This is a genomic window from Dolichospermum sp. UHCC 0406 (genome assembly GCF_009712025.1).
Classification (GTDB): Bacteria; Cyanobacteriota; Cyanobacteriia; order Cyanobacteriales; family Nostocaceae; genus Dolichospermum; species Dolichospermum lemmermannii.
Genome location: NZ_VILA01000026.1, coordinates 128572 through 144153, shown reverse-complemented (window position 1 = coordinate 144153; position 15582 = coordinate 128572). Strand labels below are relative to the sequence as shown.

Annotated in this window: 14 protein-coding genes and 1 pseudogene; 4 read left to right on the top strand and 11 right to left on the bottom strand. The window is 40.4% G+C overall.

What is annotated here, in order from left to right:
- The first annotated feature begins 226 nt into the window (after positions 1–226).
- From FJR09_RS20845 to FJR09_RS20835, 3 genes are all read left to right on the top strand, one after another.
- Positions 227–1231: a multicopper oxidase domain-containing protein gene (locus tag FJR09_RS20845; RefSeq protein ID WP_015080573.1), complete on the top strand. Its 1005-nt coding sequence runs from the start codon at positions 227–229 to the stop codon at positions 1229–1231.
- A gap of 308 nt (positions 1232–1539) precedes the next feature.
- Positions 1540–2568 carry a helix-hairpin-helix domain-containing protein gene (locus tag FJR09_RS20840; RefSeq protein WP_015080572.1) on the top strand — a complete coding sequence of 343 codons (1029 nt, stop codon included), beginning with the start codon at positions 1540–1542 and terminating at the stop codon, positions 2566–2568.
- A 180-nt stretch (positions 2569–2748) separates the two neighbouring features.
- Positions 2749–3183 carry a bacterioferritin gene (locus FJR09_RS20835; protein WP_015080571.1) on the top strand — a complete coding sequence of 145 codons (435 nt, stop codon included), beginning with the start codon at positions 2749–2751 and terminating at the stop codon, positions 3181–3183.
- Between the two features lie 18 nt (positions 3184–3201).
- Here FJR09_RS20835 and FJR09_RS20830 read toward each other — a convergent pair whose 3' ends face one another.
- The 10 genes and pseudogenes from FJR09_RS20830 to FJR09_RS20785 form a co-directional block, all read right to left on the bottom strand.
- Positions 3202–3621, bottom strand: a complete 420-nt coding sequence (locus FJR09_RS20830; protein WP_168654179.1) for a hypothetical protein — start codon at positions 3619–3621, stop codon at positions 3202–3204.
- Positions 3622–3818: 197 nt separating this feature from the next.
- Positions 3819–4529, bottom strand: coding sequence for a ribosome maturation factor RimM (rimM, locus tag FJR09_RS20825; protein ID WP_168653285.1), 711 nt, complete (start codon positions 4527–4529; stop codon positions 3819–3821).
- A gap of 5 nt (positions 4530–4534) precedes the next feature.
- Positions 4535–5818: a valine--pyruvate transaminase gene (locus tag FJR09_RS20820; protein WP_168653287.1), complete on the bottom strand. Its 1284-nt coding sequence runs from the start codon at positions 5816–5818 to the stop codon at positions 4535–4537.
- Between the two features lie 299 nt (positions 5819–6117).
- Positions 6118–9129: a ribonucleoside-triphosphate reductase, adenosylcobalamin-dependent gene (nrdJ, locus tag FJR09_RS20815; RefSeq protein WP_371416420.1), complete on the bottom strand. Its 3012-nt coding sequence runs from the start codon at positions 9127–9129 to the stop codon at positions 6118–6120.
- A 106-nt stretch (positions 9130–9235) separates the two neighbouring features.
- Entirely contained in the window at positions 9236–10900 is a 1665-nt protein-coding gene (gene ltrA / locus FJR09_RS20810) for a group II intron reverse transcriptase/maturase (protein WP_235082041.1), read from the bottom strand.
- A gap of 735 nt (positions 10901–11635) precedes the next feature.
- A pseudogene (locus FJR09_RS20805) lies at positions 11636–12034 on the bottom strand (ribonucleoside-triphosphate reductase); the annotation flags it as partial.
- Between the two features lie 258 nt (positions 12035–12292).
- Entirely contained in the window at positions 12293–12649 is a 357-nt protein-coding gene (locus FJR09_RS20800; protein WP_015080565.1) for a hypothetical protein, read from the bottom strand.
- Between the two features lie 16 nt (positions 12650–12665).
- Positions 12666–13055 (bottom strand): hypothetical protein, encoded by a 390-nt coding sequence (locus FJR09_RS20795; protein WP_168652307.1) that lies wholly within the window; start codon positions 13053–13055, stop codon positions 12666–12668.
- A 116-nt stretch (positions 13056–13171) separates the two neighbouring features.
- Positions 13172–13471, bottom strand: coding sequence for a hypothetical protein (locus tag FJR09_RS20790; protein WP_039202596.1), 300 nt, complete (start codon positions 13469–13471; stop codon positions 13172–13174).
- Between the two features lie 84 nt (positions 13472–13555).
- Complete coding sequence (locus FJR09_RS20785; RefSeq protein ID WP_168652306.1) at positions 13556–13801, bottom strand: hypothetical protein; 246 nt, start codon at positions 13799–13801, stop codon at positions 13556–13558.
- 237 nt (positions 13802–14038) lie between these two features.
- Here FJR09_RS20785 and FJR09_RS20780 point away from each other — a divergent pair, with 237 nt between their 5' ends.
- On the top strand, positions 14039–14620 hold the full coding sequence (locus FJR09_RS20780) for an Npun_F5749 family FMN-dependent PPOX-type flavoprotein (RefSeq protein ID WP_168653286.1): 582 nt from the start codon (positions 14039–14041) through the stop codon (positions 14618–14620).
- A gap of 24 nt (positions 14621–14644) precedes the next feature.
- On the opposite strand, the gene cysE is transcribed toward FJR09_RS20780, so the two are convergent.
- On the bottom strand, positions 14645–15397 hold the full coding sequence (gene cysE, locus FJR09_RS20775; RefSeq protein WP_015080562.1) for a serine O-acetyltransferase: 753 nt from the start codon (positions 15395–15397) through the stop codon (positions 14645–14647).
- Positions 15398–15582 lie beyond the last annotated feature (185 nt).

The window sequence follows — 15582 nt, the reverse complement described above, 5'->3', positions numbered from 1 at the left end:
AAAAATGATGGACTGTAGTGTGAGCGTCTCGCTCACGCGGGCAAGACTTGTACTGAGCAAGCGAAGCCCTGAGCCTGTCGAAGGGTCGAAGTATGCCCGCACTACCAAAAACCCCTAAAAATTATTTTTCCAAGTTATTGACAATAATTTCTAAGTTCGATAGGATACCTAAAGCTAATTGCAAATTATTTACAATTCCCTACATACCCATATCCCTATTAGTCTCATGTCTGACAACTTTACTTTCAGTAAAGATAAAATTTGGAGTCGTCGCCAATTGCTACAACTGGGATTATCCGGGGCTGGAGTCATTGGTGCGGGAGCAATTTGGCAGATATTGAATGTCAAAGATCATGCCAGTGTTAGAATCCCACCGATGGAAATGGCAGCATCTAATGGTGCTACTAACCCCATGCAAGTATTACGTGATTTTGATTATGGGACAGTTAAGCAGGAAAATGGGCGTACAGTCCGCGAATTTCAGCTAACTGCTGGTACTTCCACCATTCAGCTTAATAGTGCTGTCTCCTACAACATTTGGGATTTAAATGGGCGGATTCCTGGACCAACACTCCGGGCTAAAGAAGGGGAAAGAATAAGAATACTTTTTCTCAACAATGCTGGACATTCCCATTCTCTGCATTTTCACGGAGTTCATCCCGCTGAAATGGATGGAATAAAACCCGTGGGTAATGGTAAAGCGACTATATACGAATTTGATGCCGAACCCTATGGCGTTCATTTGTATCATTGTCACATTGCTCCGGTTACTCGTCATATTGCTAAAGGTTTATATGGGATGTTTATTATTGACCCTCCTAAACCCCGTCCCCCTGCTGATGAAATTGTTTTAATCATGTCTGGGTATGACATAAATGATGATAATCGCAATGAATATTATGCTTTTAATGGTATGCCGCATCATTATATGCACCATCCCATTCAAATTTATCAAAATCAGTTAATTCGAGTCTATGTTCTTAATATTATTGAATTCGATCCTGCTGTGACGTTTCACCTTCACGCTAATTTCTTTAATGTTTATCGTTCGGGAATGACAATTACTCCCAGTGAAAAAACCGATGTTTTAACAATGGGTGTCGCAGAAAGGCACATTTTAGAGTTTGCTTTTCGCTATCCAGGAAAATATATGTTTCATCCTCACCAAGATGCGATCGCTGAAAGCGGGTGTATGGGACAGTTTGAAGTCATTACCCAGAAGCAAACCTAAATAAATCTTTGGTCATTAGATCTTCAACCTATTTTTTTGTTTATGTATTGAGAATTTTTATCAGTTATTCTATATATCCATATTATATAACTAGTAAAAATTGCATCTTTTTTCATCCATCAAGTTGTTTCGTCAATGCTCATAAAAACACGCTCTTTGGTAAAAAAATAATATAAGTATATAGGCAAATAATTTAGAATCCTAGATAAATTATTTGATAAAATCTCTCATTTGTGATAGATCAAAATAAGAGGTTATTAAAAAAGCTATTAAGCTAGTTAGAACTATTCAATTTACCAGGAGTAAAAATGATCAAATTCCGTTATTTATTCTTATCTATCGCGGCTTGTGCGATGATTTCCCTGAGTTCCTGTACCCAGGATACACCGACAGCAGACGTTAAATCAACACCAAGTACAGCCCAAGTTGCAGAAACCAGCGCCCATAGCGGTCATAGTGGTAAAGCTAAAATTAATATCAATAATGCAATTTTATCCCAATTAGATAAATTAGAAGCTACATTAGGAATTCCGGCTTTATCCAACAAAATCCAAGCTAATCGTCCCTACGCTAATCCCACGGATTTAGTCAGTAAAAAAGTGATTACTCAACCACAGTTTAACCAAATTAAAGACATGGTGACAGTTGAGGAAGTGGTACTTACAGGTGAAGCTAAAGATATTGACTACATGACCAAATTGGGGTTAATGAAAGGACATCTTTTAGTAGCCAAAGAATTATTAGATCAAAATCAACCCAAACAAGCTCAACCCCATATTGGACATCCAGTTGAGGAGATTTATATTGATATTGAAGAACAATTAGATGAGCGCAAAGTTAAAGAATTTAAAAGTAATTTGGTCAGTTTAACTGATTTAGTGAAATCTAATCCCAAGGATGCCAAAATCAAAACTAACTTTACCACTTCTGTGCAAGCTGTGGATAGTGCGATCGCAATTTTACCAGCCGAACAACGCAGTAAACCCGAATTTGTTCTGCAAGTAATCACCAGTTTACTAGACGCAGCCAACTCAGAATATGGTGCAGCAATTGCGAATGGCAAAATTACTGCCCCCATTGAATATCAAGATTCTCGTGGCTTTGTCGTCTATTCTCAGGAGCTATATAAAAGTATTTCTAGCCAAATGACCCAAGAACATCCTCAAGCACACAAAGCCATAGATACAGCTTTTGTGGAATTGGTGAAAGTTTGGCCTACTGCTATCCCCCCAGCGCAAGCAGTTAGCACTCCAGAAGATGTTACCAAGCTAGTGAAAACCATCGAGGAAAATACCCAAAAAGTGCGAGAAAAAACCAGCACTAAAGCACAAAGTTAGTATTTTCACACCATTGGAGGTACAGAAAAAGAAGTTTAAAATAGTAGACAAGAGAGCAAATAGTTAAAAACTAAGAGTGAGAATAGTTTGGGTTTTCAAACCCTAAAAAAAGTATAACTGCTCACTAATAATTGGTAGCTAAATCCTCTCCTGATGTAATTTTGCTCAACTTAACAACTAATGCAAGAACTCGACCACCAAAAAACAATTGATATTCTCAACTCCATTATGGAATTTGAACTAGCAGGGGTAGTGCGCTACACCCATTATTCCTTAATGGTAACAGGTCCAAATCGTATACCTATTGTGGCATTCTTCAAAGCGCAAGCCACAGAATCCTTACTTCATGCTCAACAAGTAGGAGAAATTCTCACAGGCTTAGAAGGACATCCTACTTTGAGAATCGCCCCAATGGAAGAAACTTTCAAACATAACGTTAAGGATATTTTGCAAGAAAGTTTATCCCATGAAAAGAAAGCTTTAGATATGTACAAAAGTCTTCTAGCAGTTGTCAACAATGCCAGTATTTATTTAGAAGAATTCAGCCGTGGTATGATCGGACAAGAAGAGATGCACAATCTCGAACTCAAGAAAATGTTACGCGATTTTAGCTAATAAAGCAGGAGTCAGGAGTCAGAATTCAGGAGAAATAAAATCTACAACTGACAACTGTACGGGCGAAGCATTTGGAGAACTATTTTTGGCAATGACCGATAATTTATCTTGCAAATGCTTCGCGGCTACTAACAACTGTACGGGCGAAGCATTTGGAGAACTATTTTTGGCAATGACCGATAATTTATCTTGCAAATGCTTCACCCCTACTAACAACTGTACGGGCGAAGCATTTGGAGAACTATTTTTGGCAATGACCGATAATTTATCTTGCAAATGCTTCGCCCCTACTAACAACTGTACGGGCGAAGCATTTGGAGAACTATTTTTGGCAATGACCGATAATTTATCTTGCAAATGCTTCGCGGCTACTAACAACTGTACGGGCGAAGCATTTGGAGAACTATTTTTGGCAATGACCGATAATTTATCTTCCAAATGCTTCGCCCCTACTGATAACTGACAACTAACTAGTAGAAGTTGGCGTAAATAACATGACCATTAAAAGCTCCGAAAATTTGATTGATTACAAGGCTTGAAAATGCTTCGTTCACTTACGCCACAGTGTACTAGTTAACATTTCCTAATTACTTAGTCATCTTTTTTCTGGCATTTTCCCACTTTTTCCGCAAGCCCTAATTATTAATTGACAATAAACCGGGGGGAGGAATAATTTCAACTCGACGATTTTCTAAATCAACAACAGGAACAATTTCCATCACAAAAGGAATTAAAACAGTTTTTTGTACTTTATCAGTTGTCAACTCTTCGTTATTAGTGATAAAAGCAGGATCAAATTTAACTTCCAATAAATCATGACCAGAAGGTAAGATATCCACCACCGTTCCCACAAATTCCCCAGATGATTGCATAAAGACCTGCAACCCTAGCAAGTCTAACACATGAAATTCACCTTCTGCCAATTCTGGGCGATCGCTCACAGGCACAAAAAACCGACAATCACGCATATTTTCAGCTTGATGGCGATCGCTCACTCCCTTCAATTTAATCACATAAAGATTCTTATTCTCAAGATATCGCCCATTTAACAACTCCACAGGTTGCAGTTCCGTTTCCCCAGGACGTAACAACCAGCGTTTTCCCGGTTCTTCAAAGCGTTCAGGAAAATCCGTATTAGGATAAACCCGCAACTCCCCAGTTAAACCTTGAGGTGAGACAATTTTGCCAATTTCCAACCAATCATCAAGATTGGGAATTGGGAATTGGTGATTGGGAATTGGTGATTGGTGATTAGGAACAGGTACTTTTTGAGCTTTTCCCCCTGCACCCTGCACCCTGCTTCCTTCCTTCTTCTTCTTCGTGTTCTTCGCTTCTTCGTGGTTCATTTATCTTACGCTCTCACAGCCGCAACTTGATAAACCCGTTCAGCAACTTTTGCTAAACGCTGCATACCAATAGTAATTTCCTGATCACTACCAGTTAAACTAATTCGCAGACATTGGTGTTTGTGTTCCCAGTCCTCCTTTAAACCAGGGAAGAAACTACTACCAGGGACAAGAATTACACCCACTTTCTTTAATTCCTGGTAAAATTCCCAATCAGTCATGGGTAGATCTTGCAACCACAACCAGCCAAAAATCGCCCCTTCACCACGATGTAAGAACCAGGGTATATTCTTAGGCATAGCTGCTTCTAGGGTACTTTCTAAGACATCAAACTTTTGCTGATAGAAAGGACGAATCACATTTTCCGCGATATTTGCTAATGTACCTGATTCTATCGCTCTAGCTGCGATCGCTTGACCATATCGAGAAGAATGAATTCCCACATTGGTTTGGAAACATTCCAAAACTTGAATCAGGTTTTCATCTCCAATGGCTACCCCAATCCGTTCTCCAGGCAAACCTGCTTTTGATAAACTCATACAGTGGAGAATATTTTCCCCAAATATCGGAGTCATTTCTGTAAAATTCAAAGCTGGGAAAGGAGGTGCATAAGCCGAATCAATCAATACAGGTACATGATGGGGTGCAGCTAAATCAGTGATTTTATTTACCTCATCATTAGTCAAAACATTACCCGTCGGATTACAAGGACGGGAAAAAATCACACAACCGGTATTTTCTGTAATCGCAAGTTGATTAAAATCAGGACGATATTTAAATCTATGTGCGGCTGTATCAATATCCAGAGTAGGTTTATAAGCAACCAAAGCTTCTGGGAACAAACAAACACCACCATAGCCAGTATAATCTGGACTTAACGGCAACACAATTTCTTTCAAATTGCCATCTTCAGTATAGCCACCAAAAGCATTAGCGGCGTAAAAATAGATAGTTTGACTACCCGCAGTAATTAAAATATTCCGCTCAGTTAAACTTAACCCATAACGCTGGTTAAAATCCTGAACAATCGCCTCAATTAATGGTGAATAACCTTGACTTGAACCATAACGACAAACAACTTCACCATATTCAGAACTGGCTAATAAATCTGCCGTACAATCCCGCCATAACTGTTCTACCTCTGGTAAAATCAACGGATTGCCAGCGCTCAAATTATATAATTCCTGTCCCTTACTAGCTCTGAGGGTTTCATTAATATCTTTCATAATCGCTCTTACGCCAGTTAAGTTGGACATTTGAGCGCCAATTTTAGTAAGGGCAGGTTTTATCATGTTTGTTACAGACTGAATTAATCGCAAAAGTGGTTAAATTAAAAGGTAGTTGCAGCTAAGACAAAATTTATTATAGTTGCCAAAACAGCCACTGCCTTTAACTAATTTAAACCAGTGAATGCGATTTTAACAAAATCTGATAGTCAATAAAGCCTCACCTTCAAGAATGGGAGATTTCTTTTGTATTAGGTACTAATGTACTATATGCTGGGTGAGTTAACAAGCAATTATTTAGGCTTGCTGATAGTCCCCGCCCTATAGAGGGACGGGGATTCTTGTTTCTTTGAAAACGGATTTTATGAAGTGGGTGGCTGTTCTGGGAACATACACTTATCAGAGTCGCAACCACTCGGTCCTGCTTCTGATAATTCTCCCAAGTCGTAACGACTTAGCGCCCCACAGAAATCATCTGTTCTGCGTCGGGCTTTGACTTCTTTAGATAAGCGTTCATAAGTGGCTTTGTCTATGGGTTCAAAGGGAAGACGGGGGAATGATTGCAAATCGTCAAACCGGGCTAACAGCGCAGCAGAAATATAGCCTTCATCATTTTGGATAGCTTCATAGATACGTGTTCCCAATAATTCAACTTCTTCAGAACGGAGTTCTAGGGTGGCTGAGGTGTTATGGGTGACGTAATGACTTTGGACTTGCATCACAAAATCTAGTTGGGCTAAAACGGAAAACTGAGATACATCAATGACATCAGCACCGGGTAAATCAGCCCAAGATACAGCGACGGGTATTTCTACTAACCATTCTGTACAGCGAGGATCAAAAGGATCATTAAGTAAGTTGCCGTTTTCATCTTTGTCAGATTGGGAAGGAATGACGTTGTAACCATAATCTATACAAGCTAGGGCTACGGGGTCATTTTTGCCAAAGGTAATCCGACGAATGAATCTTTGAGCTTTGGGGGGATGCCAACCGGGAGATGCTCCTGTTAAGAGGGATTTGGTGCCGGCTGGTTGCACGGTAGTACACCGGTTGGGGCGTTTGATCTGATGGCGATCGCAATATTCCCACACTACTTTATGAACTACATCTTTCCAGAAGTTGAGATATTTTTGTTCACCACGTTTAAAAATCAGTCCTTCAGGAGTTTCGGGTCTTCCTGCTTCCCACCACCGTAACCAATCTGTACCAAAAGCATGAACAAAGAAGTCAAATAAACCGGTAAATGATACACCGACAATGGGATCAAGTTCCCGGCTGTATTGATAGCGGGGTTCGAGAAATTGGTGATTTAACAGGGCGACGACGGAAAGCGCACCAGCGGTAAATGCCTCTTTTTGTTCTTTATAGTTGTCGGGGTCGAGTTGATTTAAGTGTACCTCTGAAAGATTGCAGTGAAAATTAACACCTAGTATCTCCCCGCAGTTATGAGTAATACATCCGTTAGCAATAAAGGAATGAGTGAGGGGAACATGAAGATCATAAACAGGCTCTTCTCCAAATTCTTCTATGCTTTGAACCTTTGAACTGAACCTACGACTAACAATAGCTTCGCTGTATTTTCTTGAAGACTGTTTGGTAGCCAGTGTTGTTAAACGTCCTTGCTTATCAGGTGTTAGAGGAAAACCTATGAATTCCCAAAATTTTCTGGCTTCCTCTCCTGAATAAATTATTAGTCTCCAACTACCCCGATTTTGACTGACTTTTTGAGTTCCATCTTTTAATGTGTATGGAACTCCCTTACTTCCTGGCTTTTCTTTGATTAGGAGGCTGCTTTTGATTCCTAAATTAAGTAAAATGATCTGAATTTGACTGAGTAATTGCCGTGAACGGTTACGCAGTTCTATATTTCTACCTTTGACATTGACACAACCATCTGCGGAAAATAATCCCTGTAGAAAAGCAATAATTACCTCTTTTGATTGAGCGAAAAATCTATCTGGTAAACAGTCTTTTGACTGTACACCTAGTTTATTGAAAAATGAATCCATTAAACGTGAACCACTATGGAATGTATAAACACCTTTAACTAGGCTTGGCTTGTGACTGTAGCCTGTCAAAGATTCCACAGCAGAAGTCAAAATAGGAAAGACGGTTTCGTATTCATTTTGATTGATGTAAAATACAGCGTCTAATCCTCTTGAACCTTGATAAATTGAGCCATCACCGTATAACCAACCAAGCATTTGCGCTTGTTCAACTGTGATAGTAGATTCACCAAAATATCCCGCACCTTTTTGGATATAGATATGATGCTCAGATGTTAAATCTTTGGTTGCTACCCATCCGTGATTGGTAAAGTGTTGATGGTCAGCAGTACATCTCATTTGCTGGCCATTTGCTAGGGTAATTATATGAGTTGTTTGTACTCCTGTGGAAAAGGCGATCGCATCAGTTAATTTGACTCCAGTTAATCCTACAGAACGTAAGTCAACTAATGCTTGAAATGGTTTACCCACTAAATCTTTAATAGGTACTAATCCCTGATTAGTAGATACTAATGTATCACCTGCATGACACGGATTTAAGCCATATCTACCCAAACGATGCTCTAATTCTTGAGAATCAATTTCTGGGTGGCGTTCTTGTATCCATTGCTCGACTTTTCCTTGCTCATAAGCTTGTAAAAATTCTTTTTTGAGTTCTGGTGTATTTAATAAATCAACATTCGCTCTAGCAACTGCTTCACCAGCCCATTGAATTGCCCCTTCACCGCTATAGTATTGTTTACGTACAGCCACAATGGATTCTTCTAAGGTTGGTTTGTGGTGAAAGACTCGGCTATGGTTGGCCATTCTCAGAGAATCGCGTTCTGGATCTATACGCCAGTTACCTTGTGCGTCTTGTTGCCAGAGGTTATCTTTAGCAGTCGCACCTTGTCCATCTTCAGAAAGGAACTGTCTCATGCCCGCACTTCTACGGATATTGCCTGCTACAATTGTTACAGCAGCTTCATCAATCAACAAACAACATTCAACTGAGTTTAATTGTCTGCCTATTGCCTTATTGAGAATAGAGGCGCAACGCTGATACAATCCAGGCAACTTCACAGGATTAGCCATACCGCCAAAGCCTTTGAGAGTTTCCCCAGATTGGCGGACATCGCTAATATCAACAATTACCTGAACGTCACCTGTAAAAAGTTCATCCGTAGAAAGTTCTAAAAGGGTTTGATAGGATTTTACCCAACCTTCCCGGCTGTCTCCAACGTGGATAGTAGCGGTGTTAGCTTCTATATGGGTTTGTGTAAATTCACGACGCTGTGCTTGGGGTGTGCTGCCAATTTCACCTATGATGGTGATATTGAGGCGATTACGGATAGAGGGAAGTTGATTAATATATTGTGGTTCGATGATCGCACCTGTCCCATTAAACTAAGCAACATTCTCACGAATGCTACTCGTCTCCAGAACCGGACATGAGACTTTCACCTCATCCGGCTCCTCAGAAAACATACCCTTGTCAAAAGGAACTACTCAGACTGCCATCCGTGGCTGTCTTTTTGTCATGGCAATGTTTATGCAATGCTTGAATATTATTGAACTTTCTTTTCCCGCCCAAGCTGATTGGTAGAATGTGATCTAGTTCAATTTGGTCTTCTGTTGTAAACGTTAGACCACAATGGACACATTTACCTTTCTGCTTGTGAAGGGTTTTTGCAAGTAGAGAGGGAATCTCTTTACTTTTTCCAGTTCTTGCTCCCCAGTAAACGAAATCACCGTTAAATGGTGAGGCCTCGCCTTTAACCTTAGTATGTCGGACAATTTTTGTCCAAGTGTGCTTTGAGAGAATATATCTTTCTTCGGTGTCCGGATTCATGTAACCAAACACCCAGTTATCTCCACCTACGGTCGTCCAGTATTTCTGTACCACCCACTTAGCCCCTTTATTGGGGTGTCTGTATCTTGCCCATGATGCCAACTTGAGATAAATCTTATTATTTAAGTCTCTAAAAGCATCTGTTGAGCAAGCAGATGAGTAGTAATTAGCCCATCCTTGAATGATAGGATTAAGCTTCTGGATTAGTACCTTTTGTGGTGCTGCCTTATGGGAGTCAATAACATCGGATATAACTTTGTAGTGGCTTTGTATCGCTTTCTTGCTTGGTTGGATGATTGTTTGGAAACCAAGGGTTTTTCCTCTTGATGTCCTTGCGCTCATCCCATTGTTGACTGGAAATTGTCGAATGTTAAAACCTAAAAAATCAAATCCAGGTTTTTCCCCTTCATATTCTTCAAAGGTGTGACAAATTCTGGTCTTGCTTGGTTTGAGTTCCAAACCAATGTCTTTTAAGAAACCTTCGATTACAGCTTTTGCCCCTAACACAACATTGATATCTTCGTGAATAATCACAAAGTCGTCTGCGTAGCGAATTAAACTGAGGGCATTGCGGTTTTGTTTTCTGCCATAGTTCCTCCGAGTAGGGAGGGTATTGGCGTATTCCTTAATGACCTCTTCCATACCGTGAAGGGCAATGTTTGCCAGTAGTGGGGAAATAACTCCACCTTGTGGCGTTCCCATTTTTGTTGGGAATAAATCGCGCCTATCCATAAAACCAGCTTTTAACCAGCTACGAATTAACCGTTTCATGGATGGGTATGTGTTTAGTTTGCTCAATAGCTTTTGATGATCAATGTTGTCAAAGCACTTGGAGATGTCGGCATCTAGCACGTATTTAGCTTTACAGTGTATTGCTAAGTAAATGGCTTCGATGGCATCATGTACTGCCCGTCCTGGTCTGAACCCGTAACTATTTGGCTCGAATTTGGCTTCCCATTCTGATTCTAAGGCTAATTTGGCGAATGCCTGATTAGCTCTGTCTGACATTGTGGGAATTCCTAGGGGTCGCTTTTCGTCTGTTCCTGGCTTTGGAATCCAGATTCTACGGGTTGGCTTTACCTTCCTAGTAGTTCCTAGACTGTTGGCTAATTCTAGACGTTGGGCATATCCAAGAGATTTTACGACCTCCACCCCTGCCGTGTTCTTGCCTTTATTGTCTTGGGTAACAGTTCGCGTTGCTAGTAGCTTGGCGTACCAGGATTTCATTAAGGTTTTCTGGAGTCTTCGCATTGCTTTGACATCACCACGTTGAGCAGCTTTATGTATGCGCTTTTGCAACTTAAACACCATCCGCTGGATTTTCTTCCAGTTGATGTTGTTCCATACCACCGTAGTCTTGAAACTCGTTTTAGTCGTCTTCATTGCTAATTGTACCTACATATATCTGTTTTCCGTGAGTCCGTCAGCGTATCCTACGCATTACCGTAGGCGTTAGCTTCTGACTCAATCTCGCCACATAGTTCATCCGGTTAGCACCTACTCAGGGATCGACCTTCCTGAGAGAATCTATGTGGTTACTTCGTTCCTGATAGTCATTGATTGAGAATTTAGGTTTCTACTGTTCACCGGGGTTACGAGTGGTGCAGACCAGACGGTTGTATTCTGGTCACTCTGCCCTTGCCTTTTGGCACAGCCTGTTAGTCCACTAAGCTGTTTTATATGTTCACGATGATTCAGACGTAGATTTGCTTTCGCTAACCATATTCTCTTGCTGGTTGGAGTCGAAGCCTGGACTGGCTTCTTACCACCGTTCATTCCCGCTTCACGGATTGATGGCTAGTCGCTACCGTGGGGAAAGTGCTTTCACCCTTGCACTTAGGGGGTTGGAATTCATCAGATTTTATTATGCTTTTCAAACAAACCATTGAATATTTCTATGATTTATCTGTACTAACTTTTGATAATCCAATGTCACCAACATGACTATCAAGTTGTCAAGGCTCTTACCTTTTGAGTAAAGTTACCTTGCGGCTAATCCTCTAAAACCCTTGCTGGGCTTAGTTTCTAGCCAACGAATCGCACACAGCCCATCATGGCTAGATCCATCATCAACCCAAAGGCACTCCAGTCTAAAAGGTTGGTAGAGGTGCAGTTATAAGCACCGGAGAAGTTTTTGGGTTTGGCTAACCAATCTGTGCCACCAACCCACATCCAGCGCCCACTGGGGAGGGATTTCATGTTTCGCTGCATCTTATCTAAAATGGCAGCTTCTTCACGGGTGAGTTTTCCCAGTTCTACTAAACCGCGTAAAGTGCGATCGCACACCTGATCCCATGTTTCTCTCAAACCTGCATCTGTCCGACGGCTGTAGGTTCTAAAAAACACGGGATTGGCTGCTGGAGCAGATTCTGGAAAAGCTGCACCCTGACGTTGACGTATGACTCCTACGTCGTCACGCAGGCTATCAAGTTCTTGAAGCATAATTTGAGTATGATTTCTTATGGACAAACTATGACTATACGCCAAGTAGATTTAAGATTAAAGATTGAAAATTTTACTACTTTGCGCTATAGCTTAGTCTGTGCCAATTATAACTATATTTTTGTTTTTTGTTTAAGTATAAAACCCCGACAGTGCATTATCAGGGTAATAGAATCTCAACTTTTTATCTGTCAGTTTTCGTAGAATAGGCTATCTATGTAATAGTGCTGTTTGTGTAATTTTTGCGTTGACTATTCATCAAGCAGAGATAGTAAGTAAAGATGCCAATTCATTTGTATTAGTTACAACTTGATTTAATTGCTCACTGAAATAGATAACTTCATAATTAGGTGCAAGTTCTTTTTGTAGTTGTTTCCACAAACTAATTCCTTCCTGTTCAAAAGCTGCTGCTGCTTCTGGACTCAAATCTGGTGAATTACCAGGATCTTGCCAATTTAATGTGGCATTATAAGCAGTTGCCCATTTTCTCAAATGGTTAATGGTTTCTTGGCTGAGGGGCAGTTTGGCTGGGTCAATGTTACCAACTTTGTCAGCATCTGCCCACCATAAAGGGTCGCACCCATAATCAGCCATTAGTTTAATTTTTATTGCCATAGCTACTACGGTGGAATTATGGTAATGAGGCTGGATTAGCTCCAACTATATAACCATTATCGCCTACTGTCACTGCTATATACTGCTTTTTTCCATTAAAGTTTACTTCATAGATTTTTCTTCGAGGTTCTACTGTTCCTTGATAACCAAGAAACATTCCACTGATTACAGCAGCCATAACAACATCGGCAATTTCATCTTCAGAAATTCCCCGTTTGGCAAAGTCTTCTTGATGTTTATCCAAAATGTGTAATAGTCCACTTCCTCTTTTACCAGGTTTTCCTTCTTCTAAAAAGACTATTTTGCCGTCAGCTTGTTTAGCAATCTTAACTATTTTTTCAGGAGTATGTTTAATGCCAAGTTGGACAAGTTCGGCAATCAAGGCTGATTTTTCGGCACTATTCATTTTTTTCCTTAAATTATTTACTTGAGTTTGTCAAATGCGATTACTACTGCTGTTGAAAAGTTTTTGATGCGTAGAGGTAGGGGTTTAGCAGTGCTAAACCCTTACTCAAAATTAAATTATTTCTTAGGTTTGGACATTGCTTCCAGTAATTCAGATATAGAGGCAAGCAATATCTTCACGAACCAAGTCATTGCAATAATCACTGCTACAGACACACCTCCATAGGTGAGTACAGGTATTATCTCTCCTGCATTGGGTTGTATAGGAGTATTTGTAGAATTAGCAGCTATCAGCCGATTGTCCACTTTTTGCGGGGTGTTCAGCGTATTTTGAACAATGATACTAGATGACTGATCTTTAACATTCGGAAGTTGTGGCTGGAAAATTCCAGTCTGATTGGCAGGTTTTTGGTTCATAATGATGGGTGAATTTTGTATTTAATGACCCTAGCTTTGATCAGAAGCTAGGGAATTTTTTTGCGTATCGTTGGAAAAGTAAGACTAGGTTGGAGTGCGCTGCATCTTGTCTAAAATGGCAGTTTCTTCACGGGAGAGTTTTCCCAGTTCTACTAAACTGCGTAAAGTGCGATTCCTACTGAGCGCTTCGCTATCGCATACCTGTTCCCATGTTTCTCTTAAACCTGTCTCTGTCCGACGGCTGTAGGTTCTAAAAAGCACTGGATTGGCTGCTGGAGCAGGTTCTGGAAAAGTTGCACCCTGACGTTGACGTTCAAGTAATTGAACCATGATAAAGTATGATTAGTTGCGGACAAACTATGACTATACGCCAAGTAAATTTAGGATTAAAGTACCATGCCTGTATTTGTATAAATTACAACTAATTTTTTGGTTAAGTATAAAACCCTGAAAGTACATTGCCAGGATAGTAAAGTCTCAAAGTTTTACCTATAGGTTTAGGAAAATAGGCTATCTGTGTAATACTGTCATTTGTTTAATTTTTTCACTGATTGGTATTAATTAAAAATGACACTAGCACCTTGGCGAAGTCTGATTACCCGCGCCCTACATAAAAATCGCAGCCTCGTTTATGCCCGCTATGTACAACTAGCAACAGTGCGGGAAAATGGTTTTCCTGCTAATCGTACCGTCGTGTTTCGCGGCTTTCTAGACGATACCAATCAGCTAAAATTTATTACCGATATTCGTAGTGAAAAAGCTGAACAAATATCAAAACAATCCGCAGCGGAAATTTGCTGGTATTTTCCCAACACTAGAGAACAATTTCGGATTACTGGAGAATTAATATTAATAAGTGCTGATTCTCACCCACATTTACAACCTGCGAGAATTAAAATGTGGCAAGAATTAAGTGATGCAGCTAGGTTACAATTTGCTTGGCCTATTCCTGGTGAGATGAGAGTACAAACACCGGAAGCTTTTACACCACCAGCACCAGACAATATTCAACCGTTAGAAAATTTTTGTTTATTATTACTTGAACCAGTAAGAGTAGATCATTTACAATTGCGGGGTGAACCACAAAATAGATGGGTTTATCACCGCAATGAAAACCAAGAATGGTTGACTGAAGCAATAAACCCTTAATTTTAATTTTTAGTGTTTAACTTCCTAGATTCCCGCACCATCAAAAAATTCCTGAATCTGTTTATCTCGGATATTACAAAAATTGTGTTCTTTTGGTAATTCATCTTCTGGAAGGAATTTACCAACTAAAACTGGAGTTTTGGCGGGAGTTTGTAAAGCTTGAATTTGTGCTTCTAAGGCTTCAATGCGGTCAACTAAGGTGCGAATGACTTGGGCTTCTGAGTCTGGTAAATTGCTGTGTTCTAGAGGTGCAACCCGGACTCCTGAACGGTAGATAATGCGACCAGGAACACCGACAACGGTACAACTAGATGGTACATCTCTCAACACCACTGAACCTGCACCAATGCGGACATTATCACCAATTTCGATATTTCCTAAAACTTTTGCACCGGCACCAACGACGACATTTTCGCCTAATGTGGGGTGACGTTTACCGCTTTCTTTACCTGTTCCCCCCAGGGTGACACCTTGATAAATCAGCGCGTAGTTACCGATAATGGCTGTTTCCCCAATTACTACTCCCATTCCGTGATCAATAAATACGCCTTCACCAATTGTAGCCCCTGGGTGAATTTCTACACCTGTTAAAAACCGCGCAATGTGAGAAATCAAGCGGGGGAAAAAGGGAAGACCAAGACGACGCAACCAGTGTGCAAAGCGGTGGAAAACTAGGGCTTGCAAACCTGGATAGCAAAACAAAACCTCCAACCAATTCCGGGCTGCGGGGTCACGTTCAAAGATGATGCGAAAATCGGTACGGAGTCTAGAGAACATTGAGATAGTACCCTTGATAGCACAACAAGCTACTCTCTCATATTATCGTGACTTGGTAATTAGGGATTGGTAATTGGTGATTGGTAATTGGTGATTGGTAATTGGTGATTGGTGATTGGTGATTGTTAATTGGGGACTAAATCATCTATGCCTTAGTATCTAAGGCTTCTGGACTGTTAAAGTGT

Bases quoted from the DNA above. Each gene is read 5' to 3' on its own strand.
- FJR09_RS20785 (WP_168652306.1), bottom strand. From the start codon at position 13,801: ATGGTTCAATTACTTGAACGTCAACGTCAGGGTGCAACTTTTCCAGAA.
- rimM (WP_168653285.1), bottom strand. From the start codon at position 4,529: ATGAACCACGAAGAAGCGAAGAACACGAAGAAGAAGAAGGAAGGAAGC.
- FJR09_RS20835 (WP_015080571.1), top strand. From the start codon at position 2,749: ATGCAAGAACTCGACCACCAAAAAACAATTGATATTCTCAACTCCATT.
- FJR09_RS20800 (WP_015080565.1), bottom strand. From the start codon at position 12,649: ATGGCAATAAAAATTAAACTAATGGCTGATTATGGGTGCGACCCTTTA.
- FJR09_RS20840 (WP_015080572.1), top strand. From the start codon at position 1,540: ATGATCAAATTCCGTTATTTATTCTTATCTATCGCGGCTTGTGCGATG.
- FJR09_RS20795 (WP_168652307.1), bottom strand. From the start codon at position 13,055: ATGAATAGTGCCGAAAAATCAGCCTTGATTGCCGAACTTGTCCAACTT.
- FJR09_RS20845 (WP_015080573.1), top strand. From the start codon at position 227: ATGTCTGACAACTTTACTTTCAGTAAAGATAAAATTTGGAGTCGTCGC.
- FJR09_RS20790 (WP_039202596.1), bottom strand. From the start codon at position 13,471: ATGAACCAAAAACCTGCCAATCAGACTGGAATTTTCCAGCCACAACTT.
- FJR09_RS20780 (WP_168653286.1), top strand. From the start codon at position 14,039: ATGACACTAGCACCTTGGCGAAGTCTGATTACCCGCGCCCTACATAAA.
- cysE (WP_015080562.1), bottom strand. From the start codon at position 15,397: ATGTTCTCTAGACTCCGTACCGATTTTCGCATCATCTTTGAACGTGAC.